Annotated in this window: 17 protein-coding genes; 7 read left to right on the top strand and 10 right to left on the bottom strand. The window is 67.5% G+C overall.

Annotated elements, in window-relative coordinates; genetic code table 11:
• Positions 1-17: 17 nt before the first annotated feature.
• Positions 18-1,064, top strand: a complete 1,047-nt coding sequence (locus ASG60_RS20625; protein WP_056387583.1) for a MaoC family dehydratase — start codon at positions 18-20, stop codon at positions 1,062-1,064.
• A 15-nt stretch (positions 1,065-1,079) separates the two neighbouring features.
• On the opposite strand, the gene ASG60_RS20620 is transcribed toward ASG60_RS20625, so the two are convergent.
• A complete protein-coding gene (locus ASG60_RS20620; RefSeq protein WP_056387582.1) occupies positions 1,080-1,883 on the bottom strand; it encodes a TSUP family transporter in 804 nt (267 codons plus the stop codon).
• 99 nt (positions 1,884-1,982) lie between these two features.
• Positions 1,983-2,552 (bottom strand): L,D-transpeptidase, encoded by a 570-nt coding sequence (locus ASG60_RS20615; RefSeq protein WP_056174407.1) that lies wholly within the window; start codon positions 2,550-2,552, stop codon positions 1,983-1,985.
• A 326-nt stretch (positions 2,553-2,878) separates the two neighbouring features.
• On the opposite strand from ASG60_RS20615, the gene ASG60_RS20610 reads away from it, so the two are divergent.
• The 3 genes from ASG60_RS20610 to ASG60_RS20600 all read left to right on the top strand — a co-directional run bounded on the left by ASG60_RS20610 (position 2,879) and on the right by ASG60_RS20600 (position 8,128).
• A complete protein-coding gene (locus ASG60_RS20610) occupies positions 2,879-3,268 on the top strand; it encodes a hypothetical protein (RefSeq protein ID WP_156398971.1) in 390 nt (129 codons plus the stop codon).
• A 405-nt stretch (positions 3,269-3,673) separates the two neighbouring features.
• Complete coding sequence (locus ASG60_RS20605) at positions 3,674-4,960, top strand: efflux RND transporter periplasmic adaptor subunit (protein WP_244476731.1); 1,287 nt, start codon at positions 3,674-3,676, stop codon at positions 4,958-4,960.
• A 3-nt stretch (positions 4,961-4,963) separates the two neighbouring features.
• A complete protein-coding gene (locus ASG60_RS20600; protein WP_056362996.1) occupies positions 4,964-8,128 on the top strand; it encodes a multidrug efflux RND transporter permease subunit in 3,165 nt (1,054 codons plus the stop codon).
• Between the two features lie 75 nt (positions 8,129-8,203).
• Here the strand turns inward: ASG60_RS20600 and ASG60_RS20595 are convergent, their stop codons facing one another.
• The 7 genes from ASG60_RS20595 to ASG60_RS20565 form a co-directional block, all read right to left on the bottom strand.
• Positions 8,204-9,007, bottom strand: coding sequence for a succinate dehydrogenase iron-sulfur subunit (locus ASG60_RS20595; protein ID WP_056094958.1), 804 nt, complete (start codon positions 9,005-9,007; stop codon positions 8,204-8,206).
• A gap of 64 nt (positions 9,008-9,071) precedes the next feature.
• Positions 9,072-10,886, bottom strand: coding sequence for a succinate dehydrogenase flavoprotein subunit (sdhA, locus tag ASG60_RS20590; protein WP_056387576.1), 1,815 nt, complete (start codon positions 10,884-10,886; stop codon positions 9,072-9,074).
• 31 nt (positions 10,887-10,917) lie between these two features.
• Positions 10,918-11,322: a succinate dehydrogenase, hydrophobic membrane anchor protein gene (sdhD, locus tag ASG60_RS20585; protein WP_056387573.1), complete on the bottom strand. Its 405-nt coding sequence runs from the start codon at positions 11,320-11,322 to the stop codon at positions 10,918-10,920.
• A gap of 11 nt (positions 11,323-11,333) precedes the next feature.
• Positions 11,334-11,735, bottom strand: coding sequence for a succinate dehydrogenase, cytochrome b556 subunit (gene sdhC, locus ASG60_RS20580; protein WP_056268517.1), 402 nt, complete (start codon positions 11,733-11,735; stop codon positions 11,334-11,336).
• Positions 11,736-11,904: 169 nt separating this feature from the next.
• Positions 11,905-13,224, bottom strand: a complete 1,320-nt coding sequence (locus ASG60_RS20575) for an SLC13 family permease (RefSeq protein ID WP_056387570.1) — start codon at positions 13,222-13,224, stop codon at positions 11,905-11,907.
• A 126-nt stretch (positions 13,225-13,350) separates the two neighbouring features.
• Positions 13,351-15,573 carry a glycosyltransferase family 2 protein gene (locus ASG60_RS20570; protein ID WP_244476730.1) on the bottom strand — a complete coding sequence of 741 codons (2,223 nt, stop codon included), beginning with the start codon at positions 15,571-15,573 and terminating at the stop codon, positions 13,351-13,353.
• Between the two features lie 71 nt (positions 15,574-15,644).
• Positions 15,645-16,145, bottom strand: coding sequence for a hypothetical protein (locus tag ASG60_RS20565; protein ID WP_056268512.1), 501 nt, complete (start codon positions 16,143-16,145; stop codon positions 15,645-15,647).
• Positions 16,146-16,340: 195 nt separating this feature from the next.
• Between ASG60_RS20565 and argC the strand changes: the two genes are divergently transcribed.
• Positions 16,341-17,279 carry an N-acetyl-gamma-glutamyl-phosphate reductase gene (argC, locus tag ASG60_RS20560; protein ID WP_056387567.1) on the top strand — a complete coding sequence of 313 codons (939 nt, stop codon included), beginning with the start codon at positions 16,341-16,343 and terminating at the stop codon, positions 17,277-17,279.
• An 89-nt stretch (positions 17,280-17,368) separates the two neighbouring features.
• Positions 17,369-18,412, top strand: a complete 1,044-nt coding sequence (locus ASG60_RS20555) for a cytochrome c peroxidase (protein WP_056387564.1) — start codon at positions 17,369-17,371, stop codon at positions 18,410-18,412.
• Between the two features lie 102 nt (positions 18,413-18,514).
• Here ASG60_RS20555 and ASG60_RS23085 read toward each other — a convergent pair whose 3' ends face one another.
• Positions 18,515-18,700 (bottom strand): hypothetical protein, encoded by a 186-nt coding sequence (locus ASG60_RS23085; RefSeq protein WP_162244811.1) that lies wholly within the window; start codon positions 18,698-18,700, stop codon positions 18,515-18,517.
• Positions 18,701-18,967: 267 nt separating this feature from the next.
• Between ASG60_RS23085 and ASG60_RS20550 the strand changes: the two genes are divergently transcribed.
• Positions 18,968-20,005, top strand: a complete 1,038-nt coding sequence (locus ASG60_RS20550; RefSeq protein ID WP_056387562.1) for a hypothetical protein — start codon at positions 18,968-18,970, stop codon at positions 20,003-20,005.
• Positions 20,006-20,055 lie beyond the last annotated feature (50 nt).

Below are 20,055 nucleotides of genomic sequence, written 5' to 3'. Positions count from 1 at the left end.
GAGGACGATTCGCGCCCATGAAGACCAATCCCGGCCGCTTCTTCGAGGATTATCGCCTCGGCGAGACCATCCGCCATGCCACCCCCCGCACGGTCACCACCGGCGACGTGGCCCTGTACACGGCGCTCTACGGACCGCGTTTCGCCGTGCAGGCGTCCGACGCCTTTGCCAAAGCGCTGGGCTATCCCCAGAGCCCGCTGGACGACCTGCTCACCTTCCACGTGGTGTTCGGCAAGACCGTCCCGGACATCTCGCTCAACGCGCTGGCGAACCTCGGCTACGCCGAGGGTGGCTTCCGCCGGCCGGTCTATCCGGGCGAGACCCTCTCGACGGTCTCGGAGGTGATCGGTCTCAAGGAGAGCTCCAACCGCCAGACGGGAGTCGTCTACGTCCGCTCCACTGGATCGGACGCCAACGGCGAGACCGTGCTGAGCTATTGCCGCTGGGTGCTCGTGAAGAAGCGCGACCCCGAGGCGAAGATCGAGCAGGAGCACGTGCCGACCTTCGCCAAGGTGGTGAACCCGGCCGACCTCGCCAGCGCCCTGCCGCTCCTCGATGTCGGCGCCTACGATCTCGAACTCGCCGGCTCGCCGCACCGCTTCGGCGACTACGTGGCGGGTGAGAAGATCGACCACGTCGACGGCATGACCGTGGAGGAGGCCGAGCACCAGATCGCCACGCGCCTCTACCAGAACACCGCCAAGGTGCATTTCGACGGGTACGCGGCGAAGGACACCCGCTTCGGCCGCCGGCTCATCTATGGCGGGGTGGTCATCTCGCTGGCCCGTGCGCTCAGCTTCAACGGCCTGGGCAACGCCTTCGCGCTCGCTGGCATCAATGCCGGACGCCACGTCGCTCCGCTGTTCGCCGGAGACACGGTCTACGCCTGGAGCGAGGTGCTGGAGACGGCCGAACTGCCGGGCCGGTCCGATGTCGGCCTCCTGCGCCTGCGCACGGTGGCGACGAAGAACCAGCCATGCGGCGCACACCCGGACAAGACCGGCGAAGGCTACGATCCGTCGGTGATCCTCGACCTCGACTACTGGGCGTTCATGCCCCGCTGACTTTTGCCCCGGTGATCAGGGGCCGACGAAGAGACCGACCACGGCGTGCCGAAGCGGGTTCGCCGGGTCGGAGAGCAGGCGGATCGCCATCGCACACGCGATGGTGACGAGGAGCGGGCGGATCAGACGCGCCCCGAGGCGGATGGCGAGGCGAGCGCCGATCTGCGCCCCCAGGATCGCGCCCACGGCCATGACGAGGCCGATCGCCCAGACAACGTGCCCCCCGAGCGTGAACAGGGCGAGGCTGCCGAGGTTGCTCGCCGCGTTGGCGAGCTTGGTGTGGGCTGTCGCCCGCACCACGCCGAGCCCCAGCAGGGTCACGAACCCGATCATGTAGAACGCGCCCGCACCGGGCCCGAACACCCCGTCGTAGAAGCCCACCGCCGGCGCCCAGGTCAGGGCGAACAGTGCCGGCGTCATCCGTGCCGTGGCGTCCTCGGCACTCATGCGCCGGGCCGTGGCGAAGTACACGGCGATGCCGATGAGCAGGATCGGCACGCCGGCATCGAGGACGGGGCGCGGCAGCAGGCTGACGCACAGGGCACCGGCAATGGACGCGATCCCGGCCGAGACGGCGATCTTCCAGGCTGCCGGCCAATGGATCAGGCCGCGCCGCGCGAAGGCCACGGTGGACGAAACCGCACCGGCCGAGCCCTGGAGCTTGTTCGTCGCGATGGCGCTCACCGGATCGAGGCCGGCCAGCAGAAGCGTCGGGAGGGTGAGAAGCCCGCCACCGCCCGCGATGGCGTCGACGCAGCCCGCCGCGACCGCCACGGCGAACAGGCCCGCAAGCAGGCCGGGATCGACACCGAAGATCATGGGCCCTCTGGCGGTTGGTTCAGATCAAGCCGACCAGAGGCGGGCAGGGGAAGTCGGGCGGTGCGCGCGAGCTCGCGGCGCGCAACGGCCCGGAGGTAGTCAGTTGCGGACGACGACCTTGGTGCCGACCTTCACCCGGTCGTAGAGGTCGACGACGTCCTTGTTGGTCATGCGGATGCAGCCCGACGAGACCGCGGCGCCCATGGTCTCGGGTTCGTTCGATCCGTGGATGCGGTAGAGCGTGGAACCGAGATACATGGCGCGAGCCCCGAGCGGGTTGTCCTGGCCGCCGGCCATGAAGCGTGGCAGGTCCGGCCGGCGCGCCAGCATCTGGGCCGGGGGGCGCCAATCCGGCCATTCCTTCTTCGCGGTGACGGCCTTCTGGCCGGACCAGGAGAAGCCCTGGCGCCCGACGCCGACGCCGTAGCGCACGGCCTGCCCGCCGGGGAGCACGTAGAACAGGCGCCGCTGGCTCGTCGAGACCACGACGGTGCCGGGCTTCTCCGCGCCCTTCCACGCCACCGTCTCGCGCGGGATCGCCTGCTCGCGGAAGATGTTCATGAAATCGGCGATGGGGCCGCTGTCGAACGGGTTGCCGGCCTGGGCACCGGGCGCCGTCGCGAGGGTGAGGGCGATCGCGAAAGCGGATGCGGCGAAGCGCGTCTGCATGATGTGGTCCTCCAGCCGAGGCGAGCCCCGTGCCTGCGCGGCGCCGGGTCCGATGGGCAGTTGGTCGAACGGGGGCCGTGAATCCTTGGATTCGCGATCCGCGAAATCGAGGGGCCGAGCCTTGGCGGCCCGGGATGGACCGGTCAACGGGTGCGAGACCGATGGGGATACCCCTGTGTGATCCCGGCAACGTCCGAGGGACTGCCTCCACCGGGATGGGAGCGAAAGCGCGAAGGACGGCAGAATGCCGCAGGAACTTGTCACGCGCTCGCTGAAACACCAGTCTTGGTGGTGTGAGAGGTCCCGCACAGCACCCGAAGTCGCCCGTGGGCGCAGACGAGACGCACTCCCGCGGGCGCGCCCTTGGGTCGCTGCCCGGTCGGAATTGGCTCTATGCCCTGCCGTGCCTTCTCCATGTCATGGTGATGCTCCTGATCTCCTGGCCGTCCGTGACGGGCCCGGGACCGAAGATGCCGGCGGGGTCCTTCGCAGAGCACTCCGCGTACGATTCCGGCGACAGCGCGGCCTCCTCCGACGTTCCGAAGATGGTACGGGTCGGCAATGACGCCGACGACCTGCGCGAGGACCTTGTAGTGGCCGGCCCCCGGCTGCTGCCGATTTCGCACGCCTCGGCGGCGGTTGCTCTCACGGGCGCCGGCAAGCCGGATACCCGCGACGATCATCCACCGGACCGGCCTCCAAGGCTTGGCGCCTGAGACTATCGCACGAAGCGATCGCCGCATCGGGGGCCGATCGAAAGAGCCGGCGTCGATCGTGAGCTTCGTCGGGCGCGTCGAGATGGTCACGCCTTCACGGTTTCTTGTGTCGTGTGCTCCAGGCTAGCGGCCGAGGCGAGGTCCGTCCCGATTGTTGGGTTGTCGTCGGATCGCCAAGATCGTCCGTCAGACAGCCCTGATGACAGCCAAGCCGTCCGGCCATCCGCCGCTGTTCCCATCGATGCCCTGCGCATCTCTCCGTCCGGGCGTGCTCTCCGTGGCCCGGCGCTTGCCGCGCGATCCCTCCGTTCCACGGGGCGGGCCGGCGTGGTCCTTTGAACACAGCGAGAGCGGTCCGCCCCTGGCGGCCGCCCATCGACCGAATTCCGCAGGAGCGAAGTGATCGTGACGTCCCCCTCCCTACGCGTGTTCTGGGCTCGGCCGGCTTCCGTTGCCGTCGGCATCGTCCTCGTCACCCTGTCGGCTTGCAATCAGAAGCAGCAGGCGGCAGCGCCGGTGCCCGTCCCGCCGCCGGAGGTGAGCATCGTCACCGTGCGCGAGCAACCGATTCCCTACGTGCGGGATCTTCCCGGTCGCGTCGCGCCCATGCGGATCGCCGAGGTGCGCTCGCGGGTCTCGGGCCTCGTCATCAAGCGGACCTTCGAGCAGGGCAGCTTGGTCAAGGAAGGCGACATTCTCTACAAGATCGACCCGGCGCCGTTCGAGGTGGAATTGCAGAGTGCCGAGGCGGTGCTCGCGCGTACGGAGGCCGCTCAGGTCCTGGCCGGCCAGCAGGCCGACCGCCTGGAGCAGCTCCTGACACGCCAGACCGCGAGCCAGGCCCAGTACGACAGCGCCTACGCGGCCCTGAAGCAGGCCGAGGCCGAAGTCGCAGGCGCCAAGGCCGCTCGCAACCGGGCACGGCTGAACCTCGGCTACACCGATGTCCGCGCTCCGATCTCGGGCCGCATCGGCCGGGCCCTCCTCACGGAGGGAACCCTGGTGGAGCAGGGCGCCACCTCGAACCTCGCGACCATCCAGCAGCTCGATCCGATCTACGTCGACATCACCCAGTCGGTGGGCGAACTGAACAAGCTGCGCCGGGATCTCGCCAGCGGCGAGCTTTCGCGCCTGTCCGGCGATACCGCCAACGTGCACCTCATCATGGACGACGGGTCGCTCTACGGTTCGGCGGGCCGGCTCCTGTTCTCGGACGTCACCGCCGATCCGAGCACCGGGCAGGTGACCCTGCGCGTTCAGTTCCCGAACCCGCACGACGAGTTGTTCCCCGGCATGTACGTGCGCGCCCGCATCAAGCAGGGCATCGATTCCGACGCCCTGGCCGTTCCGCAGCAGGCGATCCAGCGCACCAGCGACGGCAAGCCCGAGGTCTGGGTGGTGCGCGAGGACGACAAGGTCATGCTGCAGCCCATCGAGGTCGGTCCCGTGGTCGACAGCCAGTGGATCGTCCGCGAGGGTCTGAAGGTCGGTGACCGCGTGGTCGTCGAGGGCGTGCAGAAGATCTCTGCCGGCCAGCAAGTGAAGACCGTCGAACTCCATCCGGTCTTGGCGGACGCGACGCCGAAGCCCCGCGACACCGATGTGGTCGAGCCGGCTCCGAAGGCGGACACGAGAGCGGAGACGAAGCCGGAGGCCAAGCCTACGCCCCGCTCCGCCGCGCAGGTGCGCTGACCCATGGCGCGTTTCTTCATCGACCGGCCGGTCTTCGCCTGGGTCGTCGCCCTGTTCATCATCCTGGGCGGCGTGCTCTCGATCCCGATGCTGCCGGTGGCGCAGTACCCGGTGATCGCGCCCCCCTCCATCGCCCTGTCGACGGCTTTCCCGGGCGCGTCGGTGGAGAGTCTCTACACCGGCACGACGCGGCTCATCGAGGATGAGCTCAACGGTGCCGCCAACATCATGAGTTTCGAATCAACCACGGATTCGTTCGGCTCCATCAACATCACGGCGACCTTCCAGCCGGGCACGGACCCGGCGCTCGCCTCCGTCGAGGTGCAGAACCGCCTCAAGCGCGTGGAGGCGCGCCTCCCGGCGGAGGTGCGCCAGCAGGGCATCCTCGTCGAGGAAGCCTCGGCCGCGACCCTGAACATCATCACCCTCATCTCCACCGACGGGAAGATGGACGAGATCGGGCTCGGCGACTTCCTGATCCGCAACGTCATCAACGAGATCCGGCGCGTGCCGGGGGTCGGACGCGCGACGCTCTACTCGACGGAGCGGTCGCTTCGCGTCTGGGTCGACCCCGACAAGCTGCGCGGCCTGTCGCTCAGCCCCGACGACGTGGCCGACGCCATCCGCGCCCAGAACGTCCAGATCGCCTCGGGCGCCGTCGGCGCCCAGCCGAGCCCGGTGAAGAACGCCGTGTTCGCCCCGATCATCGTCAAGGGCCAGCTCAACACCGTCGAGGATTTCGGCGCCATCGTCCTGCGGGCGAATTCCGACGGCTCGAACGTGCGCCTGCGCGACGTCTCGCGGATCGAACTCGGCGGCGACGCCTACCAGTTCTCCACGCGCCTCAACGGCGGCGAGGCGGCCGGCATCTCGGTGACCCTGGCCCCCGACGGCAACGCACTCGAGACCGCCCAGGCGATCCGCGCCAAGATGGAGGAGCTGTCGCAGTTCTTCCCGCCCGGCCTGAAGTGGGACATTCCCTACGACATCACCCCGGCGGTGCAGGCCTCGATCAAGAAGGTCCTGATGACCCTCGTGGAGGCGGTGATCCTCGTCTTCGTGGTGATGTTCCTGTTCCTGCAGAACATCCGCTACACCCTGATCCCCACCATCGTCGTGCCCATCGCCCTCCTGGGAACGGTGACGGTGATGCTGCTCGCGGGCTTCTCCATCAACGTGCTGACCATGTTCGGCATGGTGCTGGCCATCGGCATCCTCGTCGACGACGCCATCGTGGTGGTGGAGAACGTCGAGCGCATCATGAACGAGGAGGGGCTGCCGCCGAAGGAAGCCACCGCCAAGGCCATGGAGCAGATCACCGGCGCCATCATCGGCATCACCCTGGTGCTGGTGGCCGTGTTCATCCCGATGGCGTTCTTCCCCGGTTCGGTCGGCATCATCTACCGGCAGTTCTCCATCGCCATGGTGACCTCCATCGGCTTTTCGGCGCTGCTCGCCCTATCCCTGACCCCGGCCCTGTGCGCGACCCTGCTGAAGCCCGTCGAGAAGGGCCATGCCCACGCCAAGGGTGGGTTCTTCGGCTGGTTCAATCGCATCGTCGACCGGGAGACCGCCCGCTACGGACGCGGCGTCGCCTGGTTCATCAAGGCGTCCGGCCGGATCATGGTTGTCTACCTCGCCCTGCTGGCGGGCGTGGCCTTCGCCTTCATGCGCCTGCCCGAAGGCTTCCTGCCCATCGAGGATCAGGGCTTCTTCACCGTCGACATCCAGACGCCCCCGGGCGCTTCGTTCAACCGCACGCAGACCGCGGTCCGCAAGGTCGAGGAACATCTGCTGGCCCAGCCGGGCGTCGCCACGGTGACGATGCTCAACGGCTTTTCGTTCTCGGGCCAGGGTGCGAACCTGAGTCAGGCCTTCGTCACGCTGAAGCCGTGGAGCGAGCGCGACGCGTCGAGTTCCGCCGCCGCCCTCGTGGCGGGCACGAACACGGCGCTCGCCGGCTACCGCGACGCCATCGTCGACGCCCAGGAGCCGCCCCCGGTGGACAACCTCGGCAACGCGGCGGGCTTCTCGTTCCGCCTGCAGGACCGGGCGCAGCGGGGCTACTCCGCCCTCACGGCGGCGGAAGCCCAGCTCCTGTCGCTCGCCAGGAAGAGCCCGATCCTCCAGAAGATGAAGATCGAGGGTCTGCCGCCGGCGCCCCAGGCGGAACTGATCATCGACCGGGAGAAGGCCGCCGCCCTCGGAGTGAAGTTCGAGGACATCAATACGACGATCCAGGTCAACCTCGGTTCGGTCTACACCAACGACTTCCCGAACCAGGGCAAGATGCAGCGCGTCTACGTCCAGGCGGAGCAGCTCCAGCGCATGCAGGCCACCGACCTCCTGAGCTATGCCGTGAAGAACGCGCAGGGGGCGATGGTGCCGATGTCCTCCTTCGCCGATCTGAAGTGGGGCATGGGACCGAGCCAGATCGTCGGCTTCAACGGCTACCAGTCCGTGCGCATCACCGGCGAGCCGAACCCGGGCTACACCTCGGGCGATGCCATCGCCGAGATGGAACGCCTGATGCAGCAGCTGCCCAAGGGCTTCGGCTACACCTGGACCGGGCAATCGCTCCAGGAGAAGCTCGCCGGCAGCCAGGCGAGCCTGCTCCTCGCCCTGTCGGTGATCATCGTGTTCCTGTGCCTCGCCGCCCTGTACGAGAGCTGGACGATCCCGCTCTCCGTCCTCCTCGTAATCCCGCTCGGCGTGATCGGGTCCGTGGCGGCGGTGTATCTCCGGGGTCTCCCCAACGACGTCTACTTCAAGATCGGCCTCATCACGATCATCGGACTGTCCGCGAAGAACGCGATCCTCATCGTGGAATTCGCCAAAGACCTGTGGAAGCCTGGCAAGAGCCTCGTCGATGCCACCATCGAGGCTTCGACCCTGCGGTTCCGCCCCATCGTGATGACGTCGCTCGCGTTCATCCTCGGCGTGGTGCCGCTCGCCATCGCCACCGGTGCCGCCTCGAAGAGCCAGCAGGCCATCGGCACGGGCGTGCTGGGCGGCATGATCTCGGCGACCATCCTGGCGGTGCTGTTCGTGCCGGTGTTCTTCGTCGTCGTGATGCGCCTGTTCCGGCGCAAGGACGCGACGGAGGGCATCCAGCCCGAAACCAAGGTCGCCGCCCCCGTGGCGCACCATCCAGCGCCGGCCGAATAGGCCGGCCGGCCCACGAAAAAGGGGCGCGCGGTTCACACCGCGCGCCCCTTTTTCGTTTGGTTCGGTCGGAAGTCCTCAGACTTCGCGGGCGACCATCATCTTCTTGATCTCGGCGATCGCCTTGGCCGGGTTCAGGCTTTTCGGGCAGGCGTTGGCGCAGTTCATGATCGTGTGGCAGCGGTACAGGCGGAACGGGTCGTGCAGAGCGTCGAGGCGCTCGCCAGTGTTCTCGTCACGGCTGTCGATCAGCCAGCGGTAGGCCTGGAGCAGGGCGGCCGGGCCGAGGAAGCGGTCGCCGTTCCACCAATAGCTCGGGCACGAGGTGGTGCAGCAGGCGCATAGGATGCACTCGTAGAGGCCATCGAGCTGGGCCCGGTCCTCCGGGGTCTGCTTCCACTCGCCTTCCGGCGCCGGGGTCTCGGTCTGGAGCCAGGGTTCGATGGAGGCGTGCTGGGCGAAGAAATTCGTCAGGTCGGGGACGAGGTCCTTCAGCACCGGCATGTGCGGCAGCGGGTAGATCCGCACCGCGCCGGTCTTCTTGCCCTTTGCGTGCTCCTGGCACTCGTCGATGCCCATGGTGCAGGCGAGCGCGTTCTGGCCCTCGATGTTCATGGCGCAGGAGCCGCAGATGCCCTCGCGGCAGGAGCGGCGGAACACCAGGGTCGAGTCGACCTTGCTCTTGATCCACAGCAGGGCGTCGAGGACCATGGGCCCGCAATCGTCGCGATCGACCTGATAGACGTCGACGCGCGGGTTCTTCCCGTCATCCGGGTTCCAGCGATAGATCCGGAATTCCTGCAGGTTGTTGGCGCCGACCGGACGGGGCCAAGTCTTGCCCTCGGTCATCTGAGAGTTCTTGGGAAGATTGAACTGAGCCATGATTTGGCGTGCCTAATTCCGTCTCAAGAGAATCATCATCGAAAGCAAGTCTGCGACTGCCTCCTCAATACACGCGCGCCTTCGGCTCGATGTACTGGATCTCGTTCGACATGGTGTAGGTGTGGACCGGACGATAATCGATGCTGACCTGCTTGGACGTGTCGTCCATCCAGGCGAGTGTGTGCTTCATCCACTCCTTGTCGTCGCGATCGGGGAAGTCCTCGCGGGCGTGGGCGCCGCGGCTCTCCTTGCGGTTGGCCGCTGATTCCATGGTGACGACGGCCTGGCCAATGAGGTTGTCGAATTCCAGGGTCTCGAGCAGATCGGTATTCCAGATCAGCGAGCGATCGTTGACGTGAATGTCGGCGAGGCCGGAGGCGACCTTGTGGATAAGGGCCTTGCCCTCTTCCAGAACTTCGCCCGTGCGGAACACCGCGCAGTTGTTCTGCATGGTCTTCTGCATCTCGGCGCGCAGCTCCGAGGTCGGGGTTCCGCCATCGGCATAACGGAACCGGTCGAGGCGGCTCAGGGCCTTGTCGGCGGAGTCCTTCGGCAGATCCATCTGGCGGCGGCCCGGCTCGACGATCTCGGCACAACGGAGACCGGCGGCCCGGCCGAACACCACGAGGTCGATGAGTGAGTTGGAGCCGAGTCGGTTGGCGCCGTGCACCGAGACGCAGGCGGCCTCGCCGAGCGCCATCAAACCCGGTACCACCGTGTCGGGGTTGCCGTTCTTCAGGGTCAGCACCTCGCCATGATAGTTCGTCGGTATGCCGCCCATGTTGTAGTGCACTGTCGGCAGGACCGGGATCGGCTCCTTGGTGACGTCGACGCCCGCGAAGATCTTGGCGGATTCCGAGATGCCCGGAAGGCGCTGGTGAAGGATCGTCGGGTCGAGGTGGTCGAGGTGCAGGTAGATGTGATCGTTGCCCTTGCCGACGCCGCGACCGGCCCGGATCTCCATGGTCATGGAGCGCGAGACCACGTCGCGGGAGGCCAGGTCCTTCGCCGAGGGGGCGTAGCGCTCCATGAAGCGCTCACCCTCGGAATTCGTCAGGTAGCCGCCCTCGCCGCGGGCCCCCTCGGTGATGAGGCAGCCGGCGCCGTAGATACCCGTGGGGTGGAACTGCACGAACTCCATGTCCTGCAGGGGCAGGCCGGCGCGCAGCACCATGGCGTTGCCATCGCCCGTGCAGGTGTGGGCGGAGGTGGCCGAGAAGTAGGAGCGGCCGTAGCCGCCCGTGGCCAGGATCGTCTGCTGGGCACGGAAGCGGTGGATCTCGCCGGTGGCCTGGTCGATGGCGATGACGCCGAGGCAGCGACCGTCCTCATCCATGATGAGATCGAGGGCGAAGTACTCGATGAAGAAGTTGGTGTTGTTCTTCACCGCCTGCCCGTAGAGCGTATGCAGCATGGCGTGGCCGGTGCGGTCGGCGGCGGCGCAGGTGCGCTGGGCGGTGCCCTTGCCGTAATCGGTGGTCATGCCGCCGAAGGGTCGCTGATAGATTTTTCCTTCTTCAGTTCTGGAGAAAGGCACGCCCCAATGCTCGAGTTCGTAGACCGCCGCGGGGGCGTTGCGCACGAGGTACTCGATGGCGTCTTGGTCGCCGAGCCAGTCCGACCCTTTCACGGTGTCGTACATGTGCCAGCGCCAATCGTCGGGTCCCATGTTGCCCAGCGAGGCCGAGATACCGCCCTGCGCCGCCACGGTGTGCGAGCGGGTCGGGAACACCTTCGAGATACAAGCCGTACGCAGGCCGGCCTGGCTGCAGCCGACCGTGGCGCGCAGGCCCGCGCCGCCGGCTCCGACGATGACCACGTCGAAGGTGTGGTCGTTTATGGTGTAGGCGGGCGCGCCGTTCGATCCGTTGCTGGCCATGGACGATGTCCTTATCGGTTTGCGGATGCGGTCAGACGAGGCGGGCGAGGCTCACGCGCAGGATCGCGTAGAGACACGCCACCGCGACGGCGACGGCGTAGGTCGTGTTGGCGAACAGGGCCGCGAACTTCAGGCCCTTGTCGTGGACGTAATCCTCGATGACGACCTGCATGCCGATGCGCATGTGCAGCGTCACCGAGATCACGCCGCCGATGAGGATGAGGGCCGCGGCCGGATGCGACACCAGGGCGATGGCCTCGGGGTAGGGCCGCCCGGCCATCAGGGCGATGATGACGATGAAGCCGATCATCAGCGGCACGTTGGCGGCGGCGGTGACGCGTTGCTGCCACCAGTGTCCGGCCCCGTGCCCGGAGGCGCCGAGCCCCTTCACGCGGGAGCGGGCGGTGCGGAGCGAGGTCTTTGCGGTCTCGGCCATGGGTTCGGTCCTCAGCGCACGAGAAGGGCGACGGCCCAGATCGCCACGGTGGCGATCACGGAAGCGATGAGGGTTCCGCGCGCCAGCCACATCCGCCGCTCGCGGTCGAACCCGTGGCCGACATCCCACACGAAGTGGCGCAGGCCCCCGAGCATGTGGTGCATCAGGATCCAGGTGTAGACGAACAGGACGAGCTTCCCGATGAGGGAGCCGAAGAACCACGCCACCCAGCCGTAGGCCGCCGGGCCGGACGCCAGGGCTACGAGCCAGATCGCCACGAGGGCGGTGCCGCCGTACAGCGCCGTGCCGGTGATGCGGTGGAACACCGACATCGCCATGGTCCAGGTCCAGCGGTAGATCTGGAGATGGGGCGAGAGGGGCGCTGTGACCGTGGGTCGGACGGTGGGAGCCATCGTGTTCCGAATTCCTCGATGGTGGGTTGAGGCGCCGCCTTGGCGCTGCAGTGCAAAAAGATTTTGGATCGTCTCTAATCTGCCCGCGGCCCGACGCCAATCCGCAACCCGCGACGGCGGAACGGGAGTGGCGACATTGTCCTCGGATCGTAAGTCGGGCGCGAAGCCGTCACGGCAACCTCCCGAGGACCCGCCACCAGAGGTAATCCAGCGGTGCGACGATGAGCAGCGATACAACCCCGAGCGTAAGGGTCAGCTTCGTCGCGGCGCGCAGGGGCACCCGGCCGAGATCCATCGCCACCACGATGGGCGGTGCCTGGTACGGCAGGAACAGGGTCGCGTAGCCGATCACCTGGATCATCACCACGCTGTAGAGATCGAGGCCGCTGACGCGCGACATCTCGCCGGCCAGAGCGGTGTAGAGGGCCGGTGCGCCGTTGGCCGTGACCACCAGGGCCAGAGCCGCGCTGATGCCGGTCAGGATGCCGAAATTGTAAGCGGGCGCGTCGGGCGCCAGGGGCGCCACGGCCAGGAGCGCGTGGCCGAGGCTGTCTCCGAGGCCGGTGGCATTCGCCGTGGCGACGAGACCGAGCAGCGCCGCGACGTAGAAGCAGGTGCGCAGGTTCACGGAAGCGAAGGCTTCGGCCGGCATCACGCCGATCCGCGGCATCAGGCAGATCACCGCCGCCGTGAGGCCGATCCAGGCCGGCGCGATGTGGTGCAGGCTGTCCGTGACCCAGAAGCCGAGGGTGGCGAGGAGAATGACGGCGAGGCGTCGCGCCTCATGCGTCATCGGTGCGACGGCGAGGGCACCGGCATCCACGGCCGTGAGCCGATCCGGAAACAGCCGAACGATGCAGGCGACCAAGATCGCGCCCTTTACCAGAGCCAGCACCGGGGCGTGCAGGAGGAGGTAGGGCAGGTAGGCGAGGTGCAGGCCGTATTGGGCCTCGGCCGTCCCGGCCATGACGAGGTTCGGCACGTTGGCCGGCAGGATCGAGGCGGACAGGATCGGCGTCGCGACGCCGACGGCCAGAACCGCGCCGTGGCGTCCGGGCCGCCCGGGACCGAGGCCGTAGGCATCGCACAGCGCGAGCACCACCGGGACCAGCAGGGCGACGCGTCCGAGATTGGACGGCATGACGAACGCGATCCCGAAGGCGAGCGCCACGAGGCCTGCGATGAAGCCGGTGTAGGATCCCGACAGATGTCCCGAGAGGCTTCGCGCCAGACGATCCCCGAGGCCGGTACGGGTCATGGCGAGGCCCACCACCATGCCGCCAAGCACGAGCCAGAACGCGGAGGAGGCGAAGCCCGAGAACACCACGTTCGGGGGCGCCAGGCGGAACAGCATCGCCATGGCGAAGAACAGCAGGGCGGTGACGATCTCGGCCACGCGACCGGTGGCCCATAGGCCCATGCAGATCACGAGCAGGGCGCCGGTTAGCCAGACCGTCGCATCGCCCCCCAGGGTGTGAAGTATCTGCATGCCGAACTTCCGGTGGCGGGACGCACGCCACGCGTCGCCAGCCGGCGAACAGAACCGCGAATTAGACTGGTTCGCAATTCGGGAGTCCGGGACCGAGCCTTCGCGCCAGCCGAAGGCCAAACGCAGTCAGAACCGTGCTGGGTCCAGCTCGAAGGTCGGCGGCAGCGCCTCGAACCACGGGCTGTAGAACGGATCCTGCGGGATCTTTCTCGCCCAGCGGGTGCGAAACCGTTCGTGCTCGGCCGGATCGACGGTGCGGGCGCGATTGCGGCTCTCGTAATGGTAGAGTTCGGCCTGAGCGCAGTACACGATCCGCCGGCCCTGCTCCCACAGGCGAAGGCACAGATCGATGTCGTTGTAATTGACGGCGTAGGCCTCATCGAAGCCGCCGAGCCCCGCGAACGCATCCTGCCGCACCATCAGGCACGCGCCCGTCACCGCGAGGTAGTTGCGGTTGCCCACCGTCGAGAAGAAGTGCCCGGGATCGTCGCCGGGGTAACCGCGACGGACATGGTCGGGCGTGGCGTCGACGATGGAAACGCCGGCGTGCTGGATCTCGCCGGTCTCGAACAGCAGCTTCGGTCCCACCGCGCCGACGCCGTCGATCTGGAGCAGCGCCAGCATCGCTTCGATCCAGTCGGGGGTGATCACCGCGACGTCGTCGTTGAGAAACACGAGGATTTCCCCCGTGGCGACGCTGGCCCCGAGGTTCATCTTCGCCGCGACGTTGAAGCCGGACTCCGCGTAGGTGATCCGCCGCGCGTCGTACCGCTGCAGGGCCGCCAGGGTCGCGAGGCGAAGGTCGCCGTTGTCCACGACCACGATTTCGATGTCGCCGTAGGTGCTCGTTCGGCGGATGCTGGCGAGACATTCGGCCAGGAGATCGACGCTGCGGCCGCCGACGGTACTGTCGCGCCCGGCGCTCGGGATCACGAGGGAGACGCGCGGCGCGCCGACGATCTTGCGGCGCAGGAAGAAGCAGCCGGCATAGGGGGAGGGGCGGACGTAATCGAGGGTGCCGGTGCGGCGCGCCCGGTCTTCGAGACCGCGCACGGCCGCCGCGATGACGTAGTCCTTGTTGTCCATGGTCTGGGCGGTGGAGCCCGGAATGGCGCGCCAATGGTAGAGCACCTTCGGCACATGACGGACGTTTCGGACGTGTTCGGTGTAGCGCAGTGCGAAGTCGTAATCCTGGGCGCCGTTGCACTCGTCGCGGAACCCGCCGATGCGCCCGACGATGTCCATGCGGTAGAGGGCGAGGTGTGCCGTGTACATGCACGCCTCCAGGGCCTCGGGCGACCAGTCGGGCTTGAAGAAGGGATCGTAGCGGACGCCCTCGACCGAGATCTTGTCCTCGTCGGAGTAGAGGAAGTCCACGCTCGGGTCCTCGTTGAGGACGCAGACGAACTCGTAGAGCGCGTTGTCGGGGATCGCGTCGTCGTGGTCCATGAGCGTCATGTACGCGCCCGTCGCCAGGGCCATGGCGTCGTTGGAGGCCGCCGCGATGCGCCCGTTGTACCGGCGCCGGTGGAGCTTGATCCTGGGATCGGCGTCGGCGAAGGCCTGCAGCATCGGCCAGATGTGCGCGCTCGGCGAATTGTCGTCGCAGAGGCAGAGTTCCCAGTTCTCGTAGGCCTGCGCCCGCACGGAGGCGATGGCGGCCTCGAGCCAGACCTTCGGTGTGTCGTAGACCGGCATGACGATGGAGATGCGTGGTGCGAACCCGAACCTGGTGACGGCCGCCCGCATGGCGGGCACGGACAGGCGACTCGGCGTCTCGACCGCCTCGATCCAGGCGGCGTAGGAGGCCGGCACCGGGCGCGGCTTCGCGCTGTCGAGGAAATCGCGCCACAGGGCACGGGCCGGGCGGCGCCGGATCAGTTCCACGACGCGGGCGACGAGGCGGGGGAGGGGACGCTCGGCGGCCGGCAGACGGGCCACGAGACGCCGGATGATCTCCGCGTAGGCGGCCGGCACGCCGAGGTGGTCGAAGGTCACATGGCCGAGGGTGAATCCGCCGGCCCCGCTCAGGGGGTCGAGACGCAGGCCGCGCACTCGGCGCGGCAGCCGCACGAGGTTGTCGATCCCGGCCTCGCCCCGCTCGAGGGGAATGGTCAGGCTTTCCCGAAATCCCTTGCCGTCGTCGACATAGAGGAGCGGCACGAGCTTGGTACGGCCCAGCGGAGCGAGGTCGGCCCGGATGCGGACCCAACCGCCGCGATGGCGACGCCGGCCGGCGGGGGGCAGGATGCGAAAGTAAGGGTCCGAGCCGACAGCACGCCACGCCCCGGCCGCGTCGGACACGATCTGATGGACGGGGTCGAGGCGGCAGCGCACCGGTCGCGACACGTGAGGAGCCTTTCCGCGGGCGATGAAATCGCCCGTGGTCTAGGCGCCGCATCCCGGTACGGCAATCGGGCTCAGGCGTGGAGCGCCCGCGCGAGTTCGTCCTTCGACATCTTGGAGCGACCGGGGATGTTCTTCTCCCGAGCCTTCGCGAGGAGATCGGCCTTGGTGTGCCCGCCCGCGTCACGCGCCGTCGCGGCCTTCTTCGCCACGTCGGCCGGCTGCTTCGAGTGCTGCCGGCCTTTGGCCGAGTCCGCGCGCTTCTTCTCCGTCGACCGGGCGTACTCGCCGTCCGACAGCTTTTCCCGGGCCGCCTTCGGCAAGTAGCGCTCGCCGGTCTCGCCGCTCTTCCTGCCGGATTTCGTGTCCCACTCCTCCTCGGTCCACTCCTTGAGGTGGTTGTCCGACGATTTCTTGCCGGCATAGCCGCCGCCGGCGTCCTTGTAGGCTTTCGTTGCGGCCTGAGCCTTGCGGGCCGACCATTGGCCCGGCTTGCCGCCCTTGTCGGATTCGGTGACCTCTTTCTTCACCTTCTCCCACAGGGCGGGATCGGTCTTCTTGGCGGTGGCGGACATGGTCGCATTCCGAATGACTGGATTCCGAAAACCAACCGGATGGGCAGCCTTGCGTTCCGTGCAGGGCAGCGCATCCACACCTGTCATGAAACCGTCCTTTGGCCCGGCGATAGCATCGCCTCGACAAGGCGGCCGCCAAGTCGCATCACGCGTGGCGACGGACCGGACGGACCGACGGTGAGGAACGAGACGGCAATGAGCGAGCGCGGCGCGGAGCACAAACCCACGGTCTTCATCGACGGCGAGGCTGGCACCACCGGTCTCGGCATCCGCGAACGCCTGGAGCGCGAGGGCCGCGTCGCCCTGAAGAGCATTCCGCACGAGAGCCGGAAGGACATCGCCGTCAAGCGCGCGCTGATGGAAGCCGTCGACCTCGTCGTGCTGTGCCTGCCCGACGACGCGGCGCGCCAGACCGTGGCGCTGGCCGATGCCATGCCGAGCGGCGGACCGCGCATCCTCGATGCCAGCACCGCCCACCGGGTCGATCCGGCCTGGGCCTACGGGTTTGCCGAACTCACCCCCGACCAGCCTGCGCTGATCCGGCGATCCCGCCGGGTGGCGAATCCCGGCTGTTATCCCACGGGCGCCATCGCGCTGATCCGGCCCCTGGTGGAGGCCGGACTGATTCCCTCCGACACGCCCCTGAGCATCAACGCGGTCAGCGGCTACAGCGGCGGCGGCAAGGGCATGATCGAGACCTACGAGGCGGGGGAGGGCGCGCCGTTCCAGCTCTACGGACTCGGCTTCGCGCACAAGCACCTGCCGGAGACGCAACGCTACGGTGGACTGACCCGGCGGCCGATCTTCATTCCGTCCGTCGGCAATTTCCGCCAGGGCATGCTGGTGAGCATCCCGCTCCACCTCGACACGATCCCCGGCAAGCCGCGGGCGGCTGCCCTCGAGGCGGCGCTTCAAACCTACTACGCCGGATCCGACTTGGTCACGGTGATCCCGGGGCCTCATGACGAACGCCTGGAGCCGGAAGACCTCAACGACACCGATCGTCTCGAATTGCGAGTGTTCGGCGCCGAAGCCCATGGACACGCGGTCCTCGTCGCGCGCCTCGACAATCTCGGCAAGGGTGCGTCCGGTGCCGCGGTCCAGAACATCGGGCTGATGCTGGGGCTCGACTGAGATCGGCCCCCGAGACAACGGCTGGCGGCCAACCGGAGACATTTTGTTTACTTCCGCGCGGTAGCCTGTCGCGGGCTCAGGAGATTCCAATGCGTTGGAAGGTCGGCGGTGCCTGCGCGGTCGCGGCGCTGGCCGCCTATATGGTGAATCAGGCGACGGGCACAATTCCCGTGCCGGCCCAGGCCGTTGCGGCCCCGGCGGATGCGCGCGCTGCGTTCCAGACCCGGGAGGCAGTGGTTTTCCCCGCCTCCAATCCGTACAGTGCGGACAAGGCTGCCCTCGGCCAGCGCCTGTTCTTCGATCCGATGCTGTCCGGCGCCGGATCGATGTCCTGCGCCTCGTGTCACGATCCGCAGAAGGCGTGGGGCGAGAACCGTCCGCGCGGGATCGGCGAGGTCGGCATGCCGATGAAGCTGCGGACGCCAACCCTGCTGCACGTGGCAACGGCGCCAATTCTCGGTTGGGACGGAAAATTCCGCTCCCTGGAGAACGTCACGTTCACGCCGATCAGTTCGCCCGTGGTGATGAATTTGCCTGAAAGCGTCCTGATCCAGCGCCTGCGCGGCGACGCCGGTTACGTACAGGACTTCGCAGCGGCCTTCCCCAATGGGGCGATCACCCGCGCCACCATCGAGCAGGCCCTGGCCACCTACCAGCGCACGATCCAGCCCGGCCTCTCGGCCTTCGATCGCTGGATCGCCGGGGATGCGCGCGCGATCTCGCTCCGGGCCCAGGACGGGTTCCGGCTCTTCACCGGCAAGGCGCGCTGCGCCGAGTGCCATAGCGGGCCGGCTTTCACCGATGCATCGTTCCACGATATCGGCGTCGGTCAGGGTGAGGATATCGGACGCGGCGCCTTCTTTCCGTCGTCGCGCATGCTGCGCTATGCCTTCAAGACGCCGACCCTCCGGGATGTCGCCATCCGCGCGCCCTATATGCACGATGGCTCGGTGGCGACCCTCGAAGCTGTGATCGACCTCTACGACCGCGGCGGCATCGATCGGCCGAGCCGGGCGGCCGATGTTCGGCCCCTCAACCTGACGGCGTCCGAAAAGGCCGATCTGCTCGCCTTCCTCAAGACGCTGACGAGCACCGACCCGGCCCCGAAGTTCGAGCCTTCCCCCCGCAACTGATCCGCCCGCCGTGGATCGATCCCACGAGCCTCGCGTCGGCCCATCGGGTACGACCATGCCTGTGTGATCGCGCGCCGGCAGGAGAGCATGAGTGAGCGTGCGTCAGCGCGCGAGCGGCAGACCCGATCCGATCAGAACGAGGCCCGCGAGCAACAAGCGACCGCCCCACAGTTCGTAATGGTCCGTCCGGTCGGGCGTCCGGGTGGACGCGTAGGACAGGGCTCCCCCGGCGAACAGGCTCGCGGCACTCAGGATGGCGATCATCGGCAGGGGGTCTCCGGCGGTCACGACCCCGACACGCTGAACCAGGGCCGGTTACCGAACCTTAACGGCCAAGCTCCGTTCCCAAAAGCATCGTCACGAATGGTTTCCGAGTCACCCCGGAACGTTTGCCGATTTTCCATCGAATACCGGCGGCGGCGTTAACCAATGGGTCATGTTTGTTAACAAAATCCTTCCACCCTCCATCGAAACTACGTAAGTTCGCTCCTGCCGGGGCCGACCTCCCCCGTGCCCTTCCTTAACTTCCCATATTGTTCGCAAGGGTGTTTCTCCATGCGTATTGCGAGTGCACGGTTGCCGCGCCCGGCAGCCTGGACGGCTGCATTTTGTTTGAGTCTGACGGGCGTCGGCGCGGCCGAGGCGCACGTGAAGTGGTTCTGTGCCTACGACGTCGTCGGAGCACCGCGCGGCCTCGAGACGGTTCTGTGCGAGAATTTCGAGAAGCTCGCGGCTCTCTCCATCCTCGCCCTCGTGGTGGGGGGCCTTTTCGAGGGCACCGTTCTCGGCGCGGCCCTGACCCGTTCCCTCGACCGGGTCACGGCCTGGGCGCGAGCGAACACCGAATTGATATTCCGGGCGGTGGGCGGTGGGTTCTTCGTCGCCCTCTGGGCCCTGGGCGGCATCATTCTGACGCCTGAACTCACGACCACGAATCCGATGCTGTCGTGGCTGCAACTAGCCATCGCGGTGGGTTTCCTGTGGCGCGCCACCCTGCCGTTCTCGGCCGCCGGCATCGTCGTCCTGTTCGTCATCGCGGCGAGCCAGTACGGCGCGTTCCACCTCGCCGATTATCCAGTCTTCCTCGGGTTCGCGGCCTATCTCGCCCTCACGGCCTTCCAGCGCGATCTGTTCGGCCTGCGCCCCCTCGACGTCCTGCGCTACGCCGCCGCCATCACCCTGATGTGGGCGTCCGTCGAGAAGTGGGCCTATCCCCACTGGACCTTCCCGCTCTTCATCGAGCACCCGGCCATGACCATGGGTTTCGACGGCGAGTTCTTCATGAAGGCCGCCGGCGCGGTGGAATTCGTCCTCGCCTTCGCGCTGATCTGCACACCCCTCGTGCGCCGGATTTCCGCGATCCTGCTGGCCGCAGCCTTCGTCTCGGCAATCTTCGAGTTCGGCAAGATCGACGCCATCGGGCACGCCCCGATCATCGTCGCCATGGTCGCCATTGCCGCCGACAACGTGACCGCCCCCCAACGCCTGCGCAACCTGGTGATCATGCCGGTGGGCTACGCCGCTGCCCTCGCGGGTTTCATCGGACTCTATTACGGCGCCCACGCCGTCCTCTACGGATCGACCATCCTCTGAAGCACTGGCTCTGCCCGAACGACATCGTGCCGGCGCCTTTCCTCAGGCGT

Source organism: Methylobacterium sp. Leaf469 (assembly GCF_001424745.1).
Lineage (GTDB): Bacteria > Pseudomonadota > Alphaproteobacteria > Rhizobiales > Beijerinckiaceae > Methylobacterium.
The sequence above is the reverse complement of the archived record's forward strand: the minus strand, read 5'-3'. Positions and strand labels throughout refer to the sequence as shown.

Bases quoted from the DNA above. Each gene is read 5' to 3' on its own strand.
- ASG60_RS20595 (WP_056094958.1), bottom strand. From the start codon at position 9,007: ATGGCTCAGTTCAATCTTCCCAAGAACTCTCAGATGACCGAGGGCAAG.
- ASG60_RS20565 (WP_056268512.1), bottom strand. From the start codon at position 16,145: ATGTCCGCCACCGCCAAGAAGACCGATCCCGCCCTGTGGGAGAAGGTG.
- sdhD (WP_056387573.1), bottom strand. From the start codon at position 11,322: ATGGCCGAGACCGCAAAGACCTCGCTCCGCACCGCCCGCTCCCGCGTG.
- ASG60_RS20620 (WP_056387582.1), bottom strand. From the start codon at position 1,883: ATGATCTTCGGTGTCGATCCCGGCCTGCTTGCGGGCCTGTTCGCCGTG.
- ASG60_RS20615 (WP_056174407.1), bottom strand. From the start codon at position 2,552: ATGCAGACGCGCTTCGCCGCATCCGCTTTCGCGATCGCCCTCACCCTC.
- ASG60_RS20550 (WP_056387562.1), top strand. From the start codon at position 18,968: ATGCGTATTGCGAGTGCACGGTTGCCGCGCCCGGCAGCCTGGACGGCT.
- sdhA (WP_056387576.1), bottom strand. From the start codon at position 10,886: ATGGCCAGCAACGGATCGAACGGCGCGCCCGCCTACACCATAAACGAC.
- sdhC (WP_056268517.1), bottom strand. From the start codon at position 11,735: ATGGCTCCCACCGTCCGACCCACGGTCACAGCGCCCCTCTCGCCCCAT.
- ASG60_RS20625 (WP_056387583.1), top strand. From the start codon at position 18: ATGAAGACCAATCCCGGCCGCTTCTTCGAGGATTATCGCCTCGGCGAG.
- ASG60_RS20555 (WP_056387564.1), top strand. From the start codon at position 17,369: ATGCGTTGGAAGGTCGGCGGTGCCTGCGCGGTCGCGGCGCTGGCCGCC.
- argC (WP_056387567.1), top strand. From the start codon at position 16,341: ATGAGCGAGCGCGGCGCGGAGCACAAACCCACGGTCTTCATCGACGGC.
- ASG60_RS20575 (WP_056387570.1), bottom strand. From the start codon at position 13,224: ATGCAGATACTTCACACCCTGGGGGGCGATGCGACGGTCTGGCTAACC.
- ASG60_RS20600 (WP_056362996.1), top strand. From the start codon at position 4,964: ATGGCGCGTTTCTTCATCGACCGGCCGGTCTTCGCCTGGGTCGTCGCC.